At 45.3% G+C, this 18,278-nt stretch carries 15 protein-coding genes; 7 read left to right on the forward strand and 8 right to left on the reverse strand.

The genetic code is table 11. The annotated features are described in order from the left end of the window. Positions 1–17: 17 nt before the first annotated feature. The 3 genes from E5672_RS18430 to E5672_RS18440 form a co-directional block, all read right to left on the reverse strand. The gene (locus E5672_RS18430) at positions 18–713 is read right to left on the reverse strand and encodes a DUF2982 domain-containing protein (protein ID WP_136783661.1); all 696 of its coding nucleotides are present in this window, start codon (positions 711–713) and stop codon (positions 18–20) included. A gap of 162 nt (positions 714–875) precedes the next feature. Beyond that, positions 876–4,022, reverse strand: a complete 3,147-nt coding sequence (locus E5672_RS18435; protein ID WP_136783663.1) for an efflux RND transporter permease subunit — start codon at positions 4,020–4,022, stop codon at positions 876–878. Then, positions 4,022–5,161 carry an efflux RND transporter periplasmic adaptor subunit gene (locus E5672_RS18440; protein ID WP_136783665.1) on the reverse strand — a complete coding sequence of 380 codons (1,140 nt, stop codon included), beginning with the start codon at positions 5,159–5,161 and terminating at the stop codon, positions 4,022–4,024. The genes E5672_RS18435 and E5672_RS18440 overlap by 1 nt, the downstream gene beginning before the upstream one ends. A gap of 129 nt (positions 5,162–5,290) precedes the next feature. Between E5672_RS18440 and E5672_RS18445 the strand changes: the two genes are divergently transcribed. The 4 genes from E5672_RS18445 (at position 5,291) to E5672_RS18460 (ending at position 9,624) form a co-directional block, all read left to right on the forward strand. After that, positions 5,291–5,944, forward strand: a complete 654-nt coding sequence (locus tag E5672_RS18445; protein ID WP_136783666.1) for a TetR/AcrR family transcriptional regulator — start codon at positions 5,291–5,293, stop codon at positions 5,942–5,944. 138 nt (positions 5,945–6,082) lie between these two features. Further along, the gene (locus E5672_RS18450; protein ID WP_136783668.1) at positions 6,083–7,096 is read left to right on the forward strand and encodes an aspartate carbamoyltransferase; all 1,014 of its coding nucleotides are present in this window, start codon (positions 6,083–6,085) and stop codon (positions 7,094–7,096) included. Between the two features lie 4 nt (positions 7,097–7,100). Beyond that, entirely contained in the window at positions 7,101–8,381 is a 1,281-nt protein-coding gene (gene hemL / locus E5672_RS18455) for a glutamate-1-semialdehyde 2,1-aminomutase (RefSeq protein WP_136783670.1), read from the forward strand. A gap of 166 nt (positions 8,382–8,547) precedes the next feature. Continuing rightward, complete coding sequence (locus E5672_RS18460) at positions 8,548–9,624, forward strand: adenylate/guanylate cyclase domain-containing protein (RefSeq protein WP_136783672.1); 1,077 nt, start codon at positions 8,548–8,550, stop codon at positions 9,622–9,624. Positions 9,625–9,710: 86 nt separating this feature from the next. Here E5672_RS18460 and E5672_RS18465 read toward each other — a convergent pair whose 3' ends face one another. From E5672_RS18465 to glnK, 4 genes are all read right to left on the reverse strand, one after another. After that, on the reverse strand, positions 9,711–10,637 hold the full coding sequence (locus E5672_RS18465) for a Dyp-type peroxidase (RefSeq protein WP_136783674.1): 927 nt from the start codon (positions 10,635–10,637) through the stop codon (positions 9,711–9,713). A gap of 182 nt (positions 10,638–10,819) precedes the next feature. Continuing rightward, on the reverse strand, positions 10,820–12,511 hold the full coding sequence (ggt, locus tag E5672_RS18470; RefSeq protein WP_136783676.1) for a gamma-glutamyltransferase: 1,692 nt from the start codon (positions 12,509–12,511) through the stop codon (positions 10,820–10,822). 221 nt (positions 12,512–12,732) lie between these two features. Then, positions 12,733–13,980, reverse strand: coding sequence for an ammonium transporter (locus E5672_RS18475; RefSeq protein ID WP_136783677.1), 1,248 nt, complete (start codon positions 13,978–13,980; stop codon positions 12,733–12,735). 32 nt (positions 13,981–14,012) lie between these two features. Next, positions 14,013–14,351, reverse strand: a complete 339-nt coding sequence (gene glnK / locus E5672_RS18480) for a P-II family nitrogen regulator (protein ID WP_012516988.1) — start codon at positions 14,349–14,351, stop codon at positions 14,013–14,015. Between the two features lie 215 nt (positions 14,352–14,566). Between glnK and E5672_RS18485 the strand changes: the two genes are divergently transcribed. Beyond that, positions 14,567–15,448, forward strand: coding sequence for a hypothetical protein (locus E5672_RS18485; protein ID WP_240692279.1), 882 nt, complete (start codon positions 14,567–14,569; stop codon positions 15,446–15,448). A 37-nt stretch (positions 15,449–15,485) separates the two neighbouring features. Here the strand turns inward: E5672_RS18485 and E5672_RS18490 are convergent, their stop codons facing one another. Beyond that, on the reverse strand, positions 15,486–16,205 hold the full coding sequence (locus E5672_RS18490; RefSeq protein ID WP_136783678.1) for an AraC family transcriptional regulator: 720 nt from the start codon (positions 16,203–16,205) through the stop codon (positions 15,486–15,488). Between the two features lie 388 nt (positions 16,206–16,593). Here E5672_RS18490 and E5672_RS18495 point away from each other — a divergent pair, with 388 nt between their 5' ends. Both E5672_RS18495 and E5672_RS18500 read left to right on the forward strand, forming a co-directional pair. Continuing rightward, positions 16,594–17,517: a DUF808 domain-containing protein gene (locus E5672_RS18495; RefSeq protein ID WP_136783679.1), complete on the forward strand. Its 924-nt coding sequence runs from the start codon at positions 16,594–16,596 to the stop codon at positions 17,515–17,517. Between the two features lie 372 nt (positions 17,518–17,889). Next, on the forward strand, positions 17,890–18,174 hold the full coding sequence (locus tag E5672_RS18500; protein ID WP_136783680.1) for a hypothetical protein: 285 nt from the start codon (positions 17,890–17,892) through the stop codon (positions 18,172–18,174). Positions 18,175–18,278: the final 104 nt, after the last annotated feature.

An 18,278-nucleotide genomic window follows, 5' to 3' on the forward strand; every position in this document is an offset into this window, starting at 1 on the left:
TAAAAGCGTGCCTTTAATTAATTGCCTTGAGAAGCCTGGCGTGTTTGCTGACATTGGGCAATTAACCTAGCAAATTCACTGGCGTCTCTGTCTAACTCTGAGCTGGCAATAAAGATGTCAAAGCCGAGCCTTTTTCTTAGCTCTACCATGCGATGTGCTAGCATGGCTTTTATCCCTTTGATCACGGTGCCGTCTTCCATTACGTATTGCTTATCGTCGAACATTGATTGTTCATAGCAGCTCCCCGAAGCACAGCCTTCATCGGTATTTTGCATCAGCAAAGGTCGTTGCTCCATTAGCAAATGCGTAGCAAGCCTTGGTGAAATAGTGTTTAAAAAATCCGTATAGCTTTTAAGTTTAAAGCCGATTGTTTCTAAAGGAACATGGTCTAACCCGTGCCGCACACGTGGGCAGTCTGCACGCTGCAAGTTATCCCAATGAATTCGCCAACTGCCGAGGCGATGGCGATAAGTAATATAGTCTTTCGCGATTTCCAAGCTGTAGTCTGGCTCGCGTATTTTGAAGTACCCCACCAGCAAACACACCAGTGCTGCGCTTGTCAAAAAGATACCCGCTAAAAACAACCAGTCTGGTAGAAAGGCCAGCCATAGCGCTGCAATACACAGACCTATACAGCCCAGCACAATGCTAGTAATGCCGTTACTTTTCGATGAAGCTCGAATATAGATAGGTTCAACATTAGTGCCAGACATACAAATACACCACCAACATAATTACAGCCCAAACAATATAGAGTCTAATGCGTTTGCATTTTACGCAGTCAGTATGCCACCAGCGCAGGATTGGGTTAGATTTTCGCATACACTTACCACTCTTCTATACGCCTGTTAAAGAGGGATAGTTTAACCGTAAAATTAAGCTAATGTGTGATTTCTATAACGATATCGTTGAAATGCTGCCACTATTGTCGGGGTAAACACTAACGATAAAATAACAGAAAAGCCTACGCCACCAGCAAGCACAACAGCCAACGGCGGCCAAAAGCTCCCTTCACTGAACAACAACAGCGGTATTAAGCCACCCACCGTAGTAAAAGTAGTGGATAAGATATGTCGGCTACAGCTCATGGTTTCTTCAACGATGGCTTTGGTATCGCCTTGCTTGGCTTTGGGGTTAGCGTTAATCGCGGCGATAACGACTATCGAGCCATTTATTGCAACGCCGATAAGCCCTGCACAACCAAGTAAAGGGTTAAACCCAACTGGCAAACCAGAAATCCACAAGCTAAACATTCCTAGCCCTACAGAGAGAATAGCAACTAGCGCGATTACGCCAGCCATGCGTAGGCTAGTAAAGGTTAAAATGAGCGTGGTCACCATTAGCACTAATAAGACTGGCGCATACGTCGCAAGTTTTCCTAACGCCTGCTGCTGTTCATCTGCATCTCCGGCCAAGTGGATCCTATAGCCCTCTGGCAACACCAGGCTACTCTCAAGCAAATCTCTTAGCTGATTACTCGCGTCAATTGCCGGTACACCGGGAAGCAAAAAGGCTTGAATGCGATTAAGTCGTTCTCCGTCTACACGGGTAATGCTGCTGGTTGCAGGCTGTAGTGTTAAATTACTCACTGCGGCCAGAGGAGACCAAGAAATAGCATTATCACCGGCTACAGGTATAGGCATAGCATCCACACCCGTTACATTTTGCCTATATGCCTCATCAAGACGCACTCTAACGGGAATTTCCTCTGTACTTTCAAGCACTGAACCGCCAGTAATACCCGAGAAGTTAACTTGCATCTGATTGGCAAGCTCAGAAAGGGTTAAGCCGAGGTGAGACAAGTTATCGCTGTCTGCATTTATTTTAAGCTCGGGTTCGCCCATGGAGATACTGGTAATAGACTGAGATATTCCATCTACCTGCGACATCAACATGCGTACTTTGTCGCCTAAGTCGTTTAATATATTAAGATCGGGCCCGAAGATTTCTACTTCAACCGGCGCGGCAATGGGGGGCCCCTGTCCAAAGGCTCGTACTACAATTTGTACTTCAGGGTACTCACTATCAAGGGAATGCTGAAGATTACCTACTAGCGCTACGGCGTCTTCTACCGTGTGTGTCGATACAACAGCATTTGCAAAGTAAGGCATGTTGTCACGAGTCATCATTTGATTGTAATACACCGACGGTGCTGATCCGCCCACCAACCAACTGACTTGCTTCACCCCTTGTTCGCCACGAATAGCGGTATCAATCTTTTTAACGTATTGGGTAGTGTTATCAATACTGCTTCCCTCTTTCGTCCACAGGTAAACTTCAAACTGATCCCTATCTGCGCTTGGGAAAAACACGTTAGCGAGTGTTGAAGACAGCACAAAACCGGACAAGCAAAGTAGGGCTATAACCGGCAGCACTAAAACAGGCTGTTTTATCCAGCGACCTAATTGCTTTTTGAATGCAAGGCTTAGCTGGGGAGCTTGTAATCCAACCTTCCACCAAGACTTTGATACGGTTTCGAAGGGCGAGCCATTGTGGTGCTTTGGTAAAAATCGAGCGGCTAACGCAGCAATTATCGTCAGTGAAATAAACAGCGAACCAATAAGCGCCATAACCACACTAATCGCAATGGGCCCTACGAAATCCCCTATATTCCCATCAAGCAGAAAAATAGGCATAAAGCCAAGAATGGTAGTGAGTGTTGACGCCAATAACGGCGCAAATAGGTGAGATACACTTTTAGCCATTGCTCCCACCCGTGTCAGGTTCGGGTCTTGCAAATTAATGCGTATTTCATCGGTGATCACTATGGCGTTGTCAATAAGTAAGCCGATAGCGATAATCATCCCAAAAATTGACATCTGATGTATCTGCTCGTTGTAAAAACTCAACGAAAACAGGGCAAATGCCGCACATAAAGGCAGTGCTAAACCCACAATCCATGCGGCACGAAATCCCATGAACAGTAGAATGACCAGCATTACAACGGCACACCCCATGAGCAGATTCATCGACAAATCTGCGAGACGGTTGGCCGTATATTCGTTTTGTTCAAATGCCACAGTGGCGGTTAAGGTCCCGCTGAAATCTTTATTAAATTGCTCTACCACTTTCAACGCATTTTCTGTCCACACATCAGAACGTAGCGAAGGCTGCATACGGGCTGCCACGAAAATTGACTCTTCACCGTTTAAAAAAGCCACCTCACCTCTAGGCGTGGTATAACTGCGTTCTACCGACGCCACATCTTCTACTCGCAAATAGCGGCCTTGTACGTTTACAAGTGGAATTGACGCTATCATGTTTACGCCATTTAAGCCTTCACCTACGGTGAAGCGCACGTTGCTTTGCTCGGTGTTTAACATGCCGGCTGGCAATTTTGGGTCGGCTCGGCTAATTATGCTACTCACCTGCTGCAATGTAAGACCTGTGGCGGCAAGCTTAATGGGGTCAATATTGACACTAATCTCCTCTTGCGGTGCACCGTATACACGCACGAGTTCAGTTCCATTAACGTTGCGAAGCCGGTCAGTCAGTTCTTGAGCCAATCGGGCAGTTAGCGTAATAGGGGTATTTTCAAAATGGTCGGCACGTACAGAAAGCAACAAGGTGAAGGCGGTGGCACCACGCTTCTCGTCAAATATTGGTGCCATAGCACCTTCTGGAAAAGACTCAGCGGCTGCACCTATTGCATCGCGGATCTCACTGAATAGCTGCTCGTTGCTGGTGTTATTAATCCAGTCCTGAGTCTCAATTAAGATAATAGAAATACCCGCTCGAGACGTGGATTTTACTTCCTTGATCTCAAATATTTCTCTTAACCTGTCTTCCAATACATCGCTGACTAAGGCTTCTACTCGCTCGGCTGATGCACCTGGGTACTGAGTAATGATCAACGCATTTCTTGTATCTATTCGAGGGTCTTCAATACGCGGCAAAGAGCCCAATGCTGACAAACCTGCGGTGATCAATATCAACAAGCTTAAAATCAGCAAATGGCCACGTCGATAAAACAGCGTGTACCAAGGATAGGATTTATCGGTGTCGAAATTGAATGACTTCATTAACGCGCCCCAGCTTGCTGTTGTCCGGGAATGGCTACCATCTGCCCTGGTGCTAATTTATGTGTTCCTTCATCAACATATATATCACCGTCTTCTAGTGCCCCGCGGACAAACGCTTTGTTACCATCTGTGTATACCACTTCTACCACACGTGCTTGCAAGGTGGCGTTTCCTTCTTTTGGTAACACAAAGACACGCCATAGACCTCTAAGCCCATTACTCAATGCATTAACTGGGAGCCATGCGCCAGTTTCAGAGTGAGAGCGAAACGCTGACAATATGGCCATATCACCAGGGCGCACCCGTTCATTGCTATTTAGCGTAACTAAGATATCTACCGTACGAGTTTGCACGTTGCGCGTAGGGAGGCGCTGGGATACCGTGCCTGCAACATCCATATCTCCAACGCGTACAAGCACAGGTTCATTTACATCAAACTGATCTACAACATCTGCGGGCACCGCAAAGCGCGCTTGATAGTTTTCAATACTTGTAATGCCAAATACCGGAGTACCTGCACTCACCACACTACCTTCGTCGAAAAACCGGCGATTGACGACACCATCAAACGGTGAAAAAAGCGTGGTTTTCTCTATTTCTACATTAAGAGATTCGAGGGCTGCCTGCATTTCACTTACTTGGGCCTTAGCCACATTTAAACTCGCTTTTGCTTCGTCTAAACGTTGTGCAGACTCTAGCTTTTTTTCTACCAGTGATGTAGTTCTATCACTGTTTACTTTAGCAAGAGCAAGGTCTGCATTCGCGCGCTCAATGGCCGCTTGTAGCTCACCTTTCCTGGCATTAAGGCGCGCAATATCTTGTTGCGCAAGCATATCGCCTTTCTTTACTACATCGCCTTCTTCTACGAGCATGCGGTTAACTTGACCTGCGACGTCAAAAGACAAAGACGTTGCCTTAGGTGATTCAACTAAGCCAAACACATTGATAGGTGTTTCAAAGCCCGACTGAATTTTTACCTGGCCAGTGGAAACTGCCACGGGCAACCTTGCCTCTGGCGCTTGCGTTGCATTGCCAAGACCTGCCGTCATTAAAAGTATCACTAATGCTGCAATAAAAGCGGCAATCGAAATTATTAACGTGAATTTACCACTTTTAGTTGGCGTATTTGCAGCAGTCATAACAGTTCCTTTAACCAATTTAGCGAATGCTTTAGGCTATATTTGCATACTTATTGTGCTATGCTAGTATATAAATACTAGACCGTCCAGTTTGATATTTGAATATTCTGCAATAAAGTGAGAACATACGTGGCAACCACCAAAAAGCAAGGCCGTCCTAAAAGTGAAGAAAAATACCACCTTGTACTACATGCCGCGTCTTGCTTGTTTCTGAAAGAAGGCTTTGCGAATACGTCAATGGATACGGTAGCTAAAGCATCGGGCGTGTCTAAACAGACCGTCTACTCTCACTTTGAAAGTAAAGATGCTCTTTTTAAAGCGGCTATTTCATCAAAGTGCAGGTCATATCAACTCGACACTCAACAACTCATAGACGCCACCTCTGGCTCACTTTCTCTGTTTGAATGCTTACAAAAAGTGGGTTGCCAGTTTGTGCGCTTATTACAAGACCCAGAAGCTATTGCCATATTTCGCGTTATCATCGCTGAAGCTGTAAATAGCCCTCACGTCGCTACACTTTTCTATCAGGCAGGCCCTGAAGCATCGCTTGCTACACTAAGCGCAGTTATTGAAAAATTTGGTGAAGGTAGCTTAAACGCTGACGTGGCACAGCAACTTGCAGTAGACTTTTGCGCGCTACTTAAAGGCGAGTATCACACCATGATGCTATGCGGCATTCAAACGCCGTTAAAAGACGAAGAGATAACTGCCCACGTAAATAGCGCCGCAGAAAAGATTCTCTTACTTTTTACTCACTACACCCAGCAAAGCAGTAAATACTGATACTTTTGAAAAACGCCCGTGTCACTTTTACCTTTGCCCGGACTTTGCAAAACGTAAGACAAGATTAACCTTGTCCTAATGACTTAACACCACTGGTATTATAAACTAGCAGCGTTTTCGTTGATGATTGAGAAGCGCATGTCTGACTTTACCGGTAACCACATTCTTTCGGTTAATCAATTCGATCGCGAGGCCATTGAGAAAGTCTTCTCAGTCGCCAATTCCATGCAACCTTATGCCAAGCGACAAAAGCGCACGACCGTATTAGACGGCGCTATTCTCGGTAATCTTTTCTTTGAGCCTAGCACGCGTACTCGGGTGAGTTTTGGTACTGCTTTCAACTTATTAGGCGGTGAAGTAAGAGAAACGACCGGCATGTCTAGCTCTGCCCTGGCTAAAGGCGAATCACTCTATGATACCGCTCGTGTGCTCAGCGGCTACTCTGATATTATCGCCATGCGACACCCTGCAGCCGGGTCTGTCGCTGAATTTGCTGAAGGTAGCCGAGTCCCCGTCATTAATGGTGGCGATGGCGCAAACGAGCACCCTACGCAAGCACTGTTAGACCTATTTACAATAAAACGTGAACTGGAATACAACGGTCACGGTATTGACGGTTTACACATCGCAATGATTGGTGATTTACGTTACGGCCGTACAGTGCACTCGTTATCACGCTTATTGTGTTTATTTAAAAATATACGCTTTACGCTGATTTCCCCCAAAGAATTGGCCATGCCCCAGCCTATTATCGATGCGATAGAAAACGCAGGGCATCAACTTACTATCACAGAGACGCTCGAAGGAAATATGGATGCGGATATCTGCTATCAGACACGTATTCAAGAAGAGCGCTTTCCTTCTCAAGAAGAAGCGAACAAATACCGGGGTAAGTTCCGTTTAAATCAGTCGATCTACACAAAACACTTTCAGTCGAAGACCGTTATTATGCATCCACTTCCCCGTGATTCACGTATGGAAGCCAACGAATTAGATAACGATCTAAACCTTAATCCAAACCTCGCTATTTTTAGACAGACCGACAATGGTGTGCTTGTAAGAATGGCCTTGTTTGCGCTAACCCTTGGTGTGGAAAACCTTCTCACCAAGTACGAACGCGACGTCGTTTGGTACAGCAATAAGAGTAAGTAATTACATGCAAAAATCTGAAGCCTTATTTACCCGCGCCCAAAAAACCATTCCTGGTGGCGTAAATTCACCTGTTCGCGCATTTAAAGCGGTGGGCGGTACTCCCCGCTTCATTACAAAAGCTGATGGCGCTTATATGTGGGATGCGGATGGCAAGCAATACATCGACTATATCCAGTCTTGGGGCCCGATGGTATTAGGACACAACAACGCGAAAATTCGTGAAGCAGTGATTGAGGCATCATATAGCGGCCTCTCGTTTGGCGCTCCTACAGAAGCTGAAGTGATTATGGCCGAACTTGTCAGTGAATTAGTTCCTTCAATGGAAATGGTTCGCATGGTCAACTCCGGCACAGAAGCCACCATGTCAGCCATTCGTTTGGCTCGTGGCTACACAAGTAGAAATAAAATTGTAAAATTTGAAGGTTGCTATCACGGTCATGCAGACTCACTGCTGGTAAAAGCGGGCTCTGGCGCATTAACGCTAGGTGTACCCAGCTCACCAGGTGTCCCTGCTAACGTGGCGGAGCATACGCTAACGGTTGAATACAATAATCTAGATAGCGTTCGAGAAATCTTTGAAGCCCACGGTGATGATATCGCCTGCATTATTGTTGAACCAGTAGCTGGCAACATGAACTGCATTCCTCCTGTAGAGGGGTTCCTTGAAGGGCTCCGTGCTATCTGCGATGAGTACGGCAGCGTGCTAATATTTGATGAAGTGATGACAGGTTTCCGCGTATCTCGTGGTGGAGCACAAGAGCGTTACAAGGTTAAACCTGACTTAACTTGTCTAGGTAAAGTGATTGGTGGCGGTATGCCAGTGGGTTGTTTCGGTGGTCGCCGCGACATCATTACTCACATCGCGCCAACCGGACCTATCTACCAAGCAGGTACGCTTTCAGGCAACCCGGTTGCCATGGCCGCAGGTCTTGCTGCATTAACCCAAATTAAACAGCCTGGCCTTTACGACTCTATCTTTGAGAATACACAAAAGCTCGTTGATGGGTTCCAAGCGCTTGCTGACAAACACAATATTAGCCTAACTACTAATATTGCCGGCAGTATGTTTGGGATATTCTTTACAGACGTAGAGAAGGTCACTAACTATAAGCAGGCGATTAACTGTAATACCGAGCAGTTCAATAAGTTTTATCACGGTATGTTAGAACAAGGTGTTTACTTAGCCCCAGCGTCTTACGAAGCTGGCTTTGTCTCAAAAGCACACGATGCTGAAGTCATTGAAAAAACTCTGGCTGCAGCAGATAAAGTGTTCTCAACCTTATAAACTATCAGCCCCCTTATCGTTAATTAAAGTTCGGCGCTAACACTTTTGTAAATGTAATCAAAAATAATGTGTTAACGCCGAATTCTCCTTTATACTTTCTTGACAGCATATTTTCTGAACCCCTTTTTGCTGTTTTTCTGTAGGAAATTGAAAGGTTTGATTAACAATGGATTGGCAAACAAGCGCGCTTTGCGCACTTACTGTTTATAGCGCTGTTGTCAGCGTTCTTTATGTCCGGCGCAGCAGGCGCTTTAAGTATCGACTTAGAAAAGCCCTTTCTCGTACGACAAGTAAATATGAAGCTACACTTCAGGCCGCTGACGAGGCTCGATTTCAGGCTGCTGCCGACGAAGCTCTGAAGCTCACTCAAACTTTCCAAAAGTTTGTACCCCGCCAATTCGTTGAGCACATGGCTACCACTGATGTAGATTCACTGGAGCTTGGCTACGCAGCGGAAAACGATGTCGCCATTATGTTTTGTGATATTCGTGGTTTTGCGGGCTTTTCTGAGAGAATCACTCCCCAAGAACTGATGAATTTTTTGAATTCATATTTCACCAGAATGAACGACCCCATACACCAAAACCGCGGTTTTATAGATAAGTTTATGGGCGACGGCATAATGGCCCTGTTCGACCACCAAGGCGGAACCCCTAAGCAGAAAGCGTTGGATGCAGTTCAAGCGGCATTAGATTTACGCAAGGCGTTGACCATCTATAATGGGCACAGAAAAAATTGTGACTATGAACCTATCAATATGGGTATAGGTATTCACTTCGGCCAAGTCATCATGGGAACCGTAGGCTCAGAAGATAGGATGGATACCACGGTAATAGGTGATAGTGTCAACATCGCATCTCGGTTAGAAGCGCTTACACCTAAGTATCAAGCCGACATAATCGTAAGCGCTCAAGTACTTCAAATTATTGGGCCTGGTTACCCTGTTAAAACCCGCCTGCTTGACTGGGTGCGAGTTAAAGGGCGAAAAGCACCTATCGAGATATATGAAATTCTTAGCCACCTCCCCGAACAGGAGCAAGACAAGAAACTTGCCGTACAGACGAAGATTGCGGCGGGCTTGGCGTGCAGAATTAACCAGCAATGGGAAGAATCTATCGCGTACTTTGAAACAGCGCTAGCGATAAATCCTAATGACTCTCTTGTACATCACCATCTTGATGTGTGCCGTATTTATAGAAGCCTAGATCTTGCCCCCGACTGGGACGGCGCCTTAATTCTCTAGCGTTTAACAAACTGACGGTTTTTGTCGCTCGAATAGGTATTGAAGCATTTCTTCTTTCGATGAAGGTCAGCGCTAATTCATTGCTCTCAGTTTTCTGAGAGCTTCGCTTGCTGTCTAATAAAAGTGACCGATGGTGCAAAAAACGCCGCACCTGTTTCAGCGCTGGTGAAATCTAACCAACGGTCGTAGTCTCCCTCGCCGTTGCCGTAGATCTGACTATGCAGCATTTGTTTAAAAGGCCGCGCACTGGCACTACAGCTTACAAAAAATAACCCTTGAGAAGCCATGTCGCCGTATGGCATGCCTTGCTTTATCAACCTAGGTTCGTCGCCATCGGGCGCAACAGTACTTGCCCTAACACAATGCGAAGATTCAGACTGTTCGCTACTTACCAAATTATGCTCTTGGGTTGTGCCCATCACTTGTTCTTGCTGACGACTTGAAAGGCTGTTCCAGCGCCTTAAATCGTGCCGAAAACGCTGAACATGAACATAGCTTCCACCGCTAAAATCAGGATCATCCTCGCCAATAATGCCGACTTGTCTGCGCTTCATTCCTCGTGGGTTGTCTGCACCGTAAAGAAAACCATTGAGGTCACGGCCATCTAAGTACCTAAACCCTCTGATCTGCTCTACTAGTTCCACGTGAATGCGCAACAAGTCCATTACTTCAATTCCTACCGCATGACAAATATCTAATCTATCAGCGCGAATTTGGATAAAGAGGTCACAAGGCATGGTGGGTGCGCTGCGATCCTCACATTGCATGTCAGGAAAAGGGGCAAGTTCAACAGGTATTAAGCCTGGGTACACTTCGGTCCAGTAACCCGTACCTATAGCGACAACGCCCGTAACCATGGCTTCGTAATGTTCATTTTCGAAGTGCTCAAAAATATCCAATACACGAGATAGTTTAGCGCGCACGGCTTGGCTATCGTCATCAATGACGTTCAGTAACAAATACTGTGCATGTAAATTTGGCTCAGCGCAGAGGCCTTTCTGTGGTTGTGTCATTGCCGCTCTTGTTGTTATTCACGCCTTGTTCTGACGTTTCACTGCTGGCGAGTATTCGCCGCGCTTTGTGTTGCGAACATTTCTGTTTATTGTAGCAACTACTTCAAACTTAAAAACCTTTTCAAGTGAAGCTGCATTCGATGAAGTAGATATGCCATCGTTCAATATTTACACTAGTGTGCTTAATAGCCCGCGGCTTGTCCATCTTTTCGCGTTTCTGAAGCGCCAAAATAGACACCTTTCTGCTCGTCCCAAGCGATAGCCTGATAACCACCGAACGCGCCGACCACACGCTGAAGCTTATGCCCCCGCTCCATAAGCTCTCGCTGAACGGCTTCGCTGAATCCCGATTCTAAGCTGACATAACCGCCATCAATCATCAACGCGCCCGTTGGACTACTCGAGCCACTGTGCAGTATACGTGGGGCATCACCCGCTTCCTGCAAATTCATACCGAAGTCGAGAATATTCACAATTATTTGTGCATGCATTTGAGGCTGAGTTCCACCGCCCATCACGCCAAAGCTCATCACTGGCTTACCGTTTCTGGTTACAAAAGCCGGGATAATGGTGTGAAACGGCCGCTTTCCAGGGCGATATTCATTAAAGTGCCCTTCTTCAAGGGTAAACATCTCACCTCTATTTTGTAGAATAAAGCCAAGCCCTGGAGGCGTCATACCTGACCCCATACCGCGATAGTTACTTTGAATTAAAGACACCATATTGCCTTCTTTATCAGCAACGGTCAGATAAATGGTATCTCCTTCATAAATACCCGCATCGACCCTATTCGCAGCGCGTTCATTATCAATTAACTTTTGGCGTTTAGCGGCATACTCTTTAGAAATCAGCCAGTCGACAGGGATTTCGTTGAAGTCTGGATCTGCATAGAACTTAGCGCGATCTTCGAAGGCGAGCTTCTTTGCTTCCACAAAAGTATGAATGTAGTCAGCTGAGTCAAACCCCATTCCTTCTATGTCATAGTGCTCAAGCACATTAAGGATCTGTAGTGCCGCTATACCTTGTCCGTTCGGCGGAAGCTCCCAAATATCGTAACCGCGATAGTTAGCGGAAACAGGCTCTACCCACTCTGAGGTATGCGATGATAAATCTTGATATGACAAAAAGCCGCCTTGAGACTTCATGTAAGCATCGATAGTGCGCGCGATATCGCCCTTATAAAAAGCATCTCGCCCACCTGTTGCAATTTTTTCATAGGTCACGGCTAACCCAGGGTTTTTAAAAACATCGCCTTTTTGCGGTACTTTCCCGTCGATAAGAAAAGTCTCTGCGAAGCCGTCATAGTGACCAATTCGCTCGTAATTCATCTGCCAGTAATAGGCAATAACTTCAGAAACAGGGAACCCCTCACGGGCATATTTGATAGATGGCGTAAGCAGCGCAGACATGGGCAGCTTGCCAAATTTTTCGTGTAGTGCAAACCAGCCATCTACAGCGCCTGGGACAGAAACGGGTAGCGGACCAAATTTTGGAATTTGATGCAAACCACGCTCGGCAAACACCGCTTTAGTTAGCTGTCTGGGTGAGCGGCCAGAAGCGTTTAAGCCTACTAGCTTTTCTTCTTTTGCATCCCACACAATGGCAAATAGGTCGCCGCCAATACCGCTTCCTGTAGGCTCAACTAAACCTAACATGGCATTGGCTGCAATGGCTGCATCAACCGCGCTGCCGCCTTGTTTTAAAATATCCAACGCCACTTGCGTAGCTAATGGTTGGCTTGTTGCTACCATGCCGTTCTTTGCAATAACTTCTGAGCGACTTGCAAAGGGATGCCCCGTTATTCTGTCATAACCTAAACAGCTGATACTAAAGAAAGCCAGTATCAAAGGTAAAAGTCGCACACTTGCAATCATAACCGTCCTTTTACTAAAACGTTGCCGATAATAAATCTAGCGTTAGTCTATCGATTCATAGTGTAGCGTTATTGTCACATTACGCCTAGGCTCTTTTCCAAAGCTTAGTAGTGGTTACAAAACACATTGCATAGAACGAAAAAAGCCCCGCATTAGCGGGGCTTAAACGAAGTAATAAGGCATTATTGTTATTGTTGTTTCGTTGCCTAATCGAGACTCTCTTACGAACGGCTGCTTGTGAAGTCTGGGTATGCTTCCAGACCACATTCGCTCATGTCTACGCCGTCGAATTCTTCTTCTTCGCTCACACGTACACCCATAACCGCTTTAATCACTAGCCATACCACTAGGCTCACTACGAATACCCATACAAAGATAGTCGCTGCACCAATTAGCTGACCAGAGATGCTTGAACCATCGTTAGTGATAGGTACAAGGATAAGACCTAGAAGACCTACCACACCGTGAACTGAAATTGCGCCCACTGGATCGTCAATCTTAAGCTTGTCTAGCGTAACAATGCTAAGCACTACTAAAATACCACCAAGGCCGCCGAACAGTGTAGCTTCTAGTGGTGTAGGTGTTGAAGGCTCTGCTGTAATAGCTACCAGACCTGCCAGCGCTCCGTTAAGAACCATAGTTAGGTCAGCTTTACCGAATAGAATGCGTGCTACGATAAGTGCAGCAATTGCACCACCAGCAGCTGCAGCATTTGTGTTCATAAATACAATAGCTACTGAGTTTGCACTTTCAACAGTTGCAGTAGCCAGTACTGAACCGCCGTTGAAGCCAAACCAACCCATCCAAAGGATGAATGTACCTAAAGTTGCAAGCGGTAAGTTTGCACCTGGAATCGCGTTTACTTTACCGTCAGCAGTGTATTTACCCTTACGAGCGCCAAGCACAAGAACACCAGCAAGAGCAGCAGCTGCACCAGCCATGTGAACAATACCTGAACCTGCAAAGTCAGAGAAACCAAGGTCGCCTAGCGTATACATACCGAATACTGCTTCGCCGCCCCATGTCCAAGCACCTTCCATTGGATAGATGAAGCCCGTCATAACAACTGCAAACGCTAGGAATGCCCAAAGCTTCATACGCTCAGCAACTGCACCAGATACAATAGACATTGCTGTTGCAACAAATACTACTTGGAAGAAGAAGTCAGCAGAAGGTGCATATGTTGCTGGTTCTTCAGCTACACCTGTTGCGCCATCAGCCATGATACCGCTTAGGAATGGACCCCAGTCGCCGCCACCGTACATAATGCCGTAACCGCAAATCATATACATAGTGCAAGCGATAGCGAATAGCGCCACGTTTTTAGTTAGAATTTCTGTGGTGTTTTTCGCTCGAACAAGACCAGCTTCAAGCATCGCAAAACCTGCAGCCATCCACATAACCAGTGCACCGCAGATTAGAAAATAAAAGGTATCTAGCGCATACCCAAGTTCAAAAGTGATTTCCATTATGGTTTTCTCCGCAAAAATATCGTTGTGGCTTACAGCGCGTCGCTATCCGACTCACCAGTTCGAATACGAACGGCGTGTTCAAGGTCGTAAACAAACACCTTGCCGTCTCCAATTTTGCCTGTTTTGGCAGCGCCAACGATGGCTTCTACCAGGCGCTCTACTTGATCATCCTGAACAGCAATTTCCAGTTTGACTTTAGGTAGAAAATCCACCTGATATTCCGCTCCGCGGTAAAGTTCAGTGTGTCCTTTTTGACGTCCAAAACCTTTCACTTCGGTAACGGTCAATCCGTCAATACCGATTTCTGAAATGGCTTCACGAACGTCATCTAGCTTGAACGGCTTGATGATCGCTGTAACTAGTTTCATGAGTTGCTCCCAGTTTATTTTGGTTATTCTGTGATTTATGGTCGTGTTTCCAACTACGGGAAGATAAACCAAGAGCCATGCCACAAATGTTTATCTATATAAATCAAAAACATACACAAGAAACAGTTAGACATGCACAAAAATAATGCACATTAATGGTGCACGATTAAAAAAATGCCCAACAATGAAGCAGCCAGATGAAGTATTGAGGTGAGGTGTCTAAAAAGTACGATGAATTTAGGATGGAACTATTCGATAGCACCCATGGTCTGTTGTTTACTATGACGACTATCACTTCTCCTTTCTTTGCGCCTGAACGCAGCATTGAACACCATGCCCTTGCAAAAAAAAGGGCGTGGCGGCCGCTGCTAATTTCGGGTAGTGCGCATGTTATTGGGGTAATAGTGGTAGTCATACTTTCTCAGTTGAGCATCAACGATAAAAAAGCGCGGGTGAATACTTTAGAGCGAACGCCCGAGATTAGCGCCAGACTGTATTACCCTCCAACTCCGCGCACCCCAGTTCAAGCCAAACCAGAAGACGCAAAAACAGTTGATGTTGTCCCTGAAAGGCAAGACATTGAGTTGAAGCCTGATGTTACTCAAACTACTGAAGCACCTGAAAGTAAAAATAAAATTTCTGAAATTCCTGAAGCCAAGCCGCAGAAAGCGACTGAGCCAGAAATACAGCAACTACCCATAGAAAATAAGCCAACTATTACGCCACCAACACCCGCTCTTTCAAAAGATGCAAATCGGCGTGCTGGCTCGTTGAACCTGTCGGTAAAAGACGGCACTGCTCTTTACTTTGAAAAGTACAATAGTGATAAAACAGACCAAGACGCGAAGCAAGCGGCGAGAGAGTTTCAAGAGCGAAAAAATAGTCCTGTGCTGAGCGGGCCAAGCACACAGCAAATACAAGATAATGACAATCGTCGCCCTTCTAAACGCGTAAATTGTAGCAGTACGACTAATAAAACCTTGGCGATATTGAGTGGGATTGCAGGTGGTACCTTAAAATGCACCAAAATGGACGATCACCAACGTTTTATAGACGCTAGAGTCAATAAACTCCCTAAAGACGAAGAGCGAAACTAGCCGAGCCTTTTAACTATTTACCGTCACATCAGGATAGTTATTTTCTTTTGAAAAACTTAGGGGGTTGCCCGAAATACGCTTTAAACCGCCTACTAAATGCTGGAACATCGTCATATCCCGTCAGTTGAGCAATGCTCAACATTGGAGTATCCGTATTTCTTAACAGTGCTTTGGCCTTTTCCATTCTCACTTTCACAAGATAATCTCGTAAACTATGCCCGGTGGCCTCTTTAAAACGTATTTTGAATTGCGTTGTTCCCATGCAGGCTATCTGTGCTAACTCCACCTGAGTAAAGCCTCGAGAAAGATCTCGATGAATATGACTTAATACAGGAGTCATTCGCTTATCCATACCACATCCCTTCAAGGATGTTTCTAGCAAGGTTAAAAATAGCGCCAATATTTCTTCATGGCCTTGGTCAGCAAATTGGCTAATTTGAATCTCTACAAACGATAAAAATGCTTGTAATGCTGACGTTACCTGAAATATCGGGTGCAACCTGTCATTTAAATTAACTGGCACGTACTCCAAGTCCGCCACAATAAATTTTGACAGTTCGTTAGCGCTAAAATAATGGACCTCATTCGGCGCTATGCATACCCCTTCGCCTACGCCTACTCGCCCGCTAAAATTATCGATTTCTATCAAAATATGTCCGTTGATAGGCAGCACTAACTGAAAGTAGTTGTGTTTATGGCGGCACGTTTGCTTCGTATAAGAGCGTACGGATAGCGATGGAATTGGGCTGTCAGTCATTTTATTGCTCCCAACAGTCCATATAAGGTAGTACTGAACTTTTGCTTAACTCACCGTTTATTTGCATCTATTTCCTTGCCGTTAACTCAGTACTCTCTGCCGTTAGATTAAGCACTTTTATTCATTTTGTCACAAATACGTGCAATATTTGATACGCCTAGGAAGGCGTCGAACACTACTTTTAAGGATAAGTAAAGGGTTGAAATAAAACAATTACTGAAAATAAATGAATGCCAACAGTCACCACATTTTTTCCACCGACGGCGCCATTAAAAACTGTGATTTATCGGCTTTATTCCTGATTGTATATCACCCATGTTTTAAGTACGCTAAGCTGCTATTTACTGGCGATTACTCTAACTGTAATACATAACAAAGGATACTCGACGTGGCCGCAGCTAACTTACTTGCCCTACTTGATGATATAGCAACGTTAATGGACGACATCGCAACCATGTCGAAAGTCGCGGCGCAAAAAACAGCGGGCGTTTTGGGTGACGATTTGGCGGTAAACGCCGACCAGGTTCAAGGCGTTAAAGCAGACCGAGAGCTACCTGTTGTATGGGCAGTAGCAAAAGGCTCACTTATTAATAAAGCAATATTGGTTCCTGCGGCGTTGGCCATCAGTGCTTTTGTTCCCTCACTTATAACCGTCCTTTTGGTACTAGGCGGGTTATATTTATGTTTTGAAGGTGCGGAAAAACTGCTGCACAAATACCTTCCCCACGAAGATGAAGAGAAAACACGAGAAGCCAGAATAGAAGCGCTTACCCATGAAGATGTGGATATGGTAGCGTTTGAGAAAGATAAAATTAAAGGCGCTATACGCACCGACTTCATACTGTCTGCTGAAATCATTGTTATTGCATTAGGGACTGTGACCGATGCAACACTTACTACGCAAATTGGTGTGCTAGTAGCATTAAGCTTAGCCATTACCCTTGGCGTTTATGGGCTGGTAGCGGCACTAGTTAAAATGGACGATGTCGGGCTTTACATGCTTCGCAAGTCGTTAACAGGTTCAATGAACACCCTTCAACGATTTGTTGGCAGAGCGCTATTGGTCGCCGCCCCCGCACTAATGAAAACCCTTGCGGTTGTAGGCACTGTTGCTATGTTTTTAGTCGGTGGTGGCATCCTCACACACAGCATTGGCTTTTTGCACGTTATTACCGACTGGTTTACCGCACTTATCCCAGACGTATCGCTGGTTATGTCTATACTTGCTGATGGTGTTGTTGGTATTGCTGCTGGTGTGATCATTGCGCTAGTAGTGACAATGGTTTCACAATTTAGAAGTAAAGCGTCCTAGACCTATTCACTCTTTTACACATTGGCGGCGCTGCTCTTTTTTATAGACCTGCGCCCCTATTTTCGACCTTTCTCATGGTAACCAGTGTCGCTGCGCGAATGTCAAAAACGTTTCGTTAGTCATTTTGACCACCTCTACATTAAATTCGCTAAATTTTAGTATCTCTTTAATTCTTCAATTCCACCTTTATTTTTTATAAAAAGTTAAAATTCATTAAATTCATATACTTACATTATTTTAACGAGTTGGCACATCCCTCGCTATAAACTAATTGTTAATTGATAACGACTTATTATCGAAACCTTTAGCAACATAATAGCTGCCACGCAGTATGTTCAAGTGCAGTGTCTAACTTAATTTTTGGAGATTACTATGTTTATCGGTCGCAAAACTTTCACTGCACTAACTTTAGCAACTAGCGTATTGGGCGCATCAGCGTTCGCTGACGACACTCAGAACAATATTGTTTCGCATACAGATTTTATCGTTGAAAGCGCCATGCACGACGTAAAGCAGAACTTGGATCTAGGCGTGACTTATGACGTGTTAACTGCAAGTCATACGTTTGAGCCAGAAGTAGAAGAAGCAAATGCATTGGTTGCTGACATCACTATTACGCCGATTGAGCCTATCAACTCAGACGATAACGACGCATAAGGAGAATGCACATGTTAACCGCCGCAACCCTATTTATGGTGGTACTCGGTCCGGTTATTGCGTTTGTAGTCAGTGCGCTGGTGTTTTCAACAGCGCGCCTATTC

Source organism: Alteromonas portus (assembly GCF_005117025.1).
GTDB classification, from domain to species: Bacteria; Pseudomonadota; Gammaproteobacteria; order Enterobacterales; family Alteromonadaceae; genus Alteromonas; species Alteromonas portus.

Excerpts from the sequence above, each read along its gene's own strand:
- E5672_RS18430 (WP_136783661.1), bottom strand. The coding sequence starts at position 713 with ATGTCTGGCACTAATGTTGAACCTATCTATATTCGAGCTTCATCGAAA.
- hemL (WP_136783670.1), top strand. The coding sequence starts at position 7,101 with ATGCAAAAATCTGAAGCCTTATTTACCCGCGCCCAAAAAACCATTCCT.
- E5672_RS18435 (WP_136783663.1), bottom strand. The coding sequence starts at position 4,022 with ATGAAGTCATTCAATTTCGACACCGATAAATCCTATCCTTGGTACACG.
- glnK (WP_012516988.1), bottom strand. The coding sequence starts at position 14,351 with ATGAAACTAGTTACAGCGATCATCAAGCCGTTCAAGCTAGATGACGTT.
- E5672_RS18460 (WP_136783672.1), top strand. The coding sequence starts at position 8,548 with ATGGATTGGCAAACAAGCGCGCTTTGCGCACTTACTGTTTATAGCGCT.
- E5672_RS18440 (WP_136783665.1), bottom strand. The coding sequence starts at position 5,161 with ATGACTGCTGCAAATACGCCAACTAAAAGTGGTAAATTCACGTTAATA.
- E5672_RS18450 (WP_136783668.1), top strand. The coding sequence starts at position 6,083 with ATGTCTGACTTTACCGGTAACCACATTCTTTCGGTTAATCAATTCGAT.
- E5672_RS18500 (WP_136783680.1), top strand. The coding sequence starts at position 17,890 with ATGTTTATCGGTCGCAAAACTTTCACTGCACTAACTTTAGCAACTAGC.
- ggt (WP_136783676.1), bottom strand. The coding sequence starts at position 12,511 with ATGATTGCAAGTGTGCGACTTTTACCTTTGATACTGGCTTTCTTTAGT.
- E5672_RS18465 (WP_136783674.1), bottom strand. The coding sequence starts at position 10,637 with ATGACACAACCACAGAAAGGCCTCTGCGCTGAGCCAAATTTACATGCA.
- E5672_RS18490 (WP_136783678.1), bottom strand. The coding sequence starts at position 16,205 with ATGACTGACAGCCCAATTCCATCGCTATCCGTACGCTCTTATACGAAG.
- E5672_RS18475 (WP_136783677.1), bottom strand. The coding sequence starts at position 13,980 with ATGGAAATCACTTTTGAACTTGGGTATGCGCTAGATACCTTTTATTTT.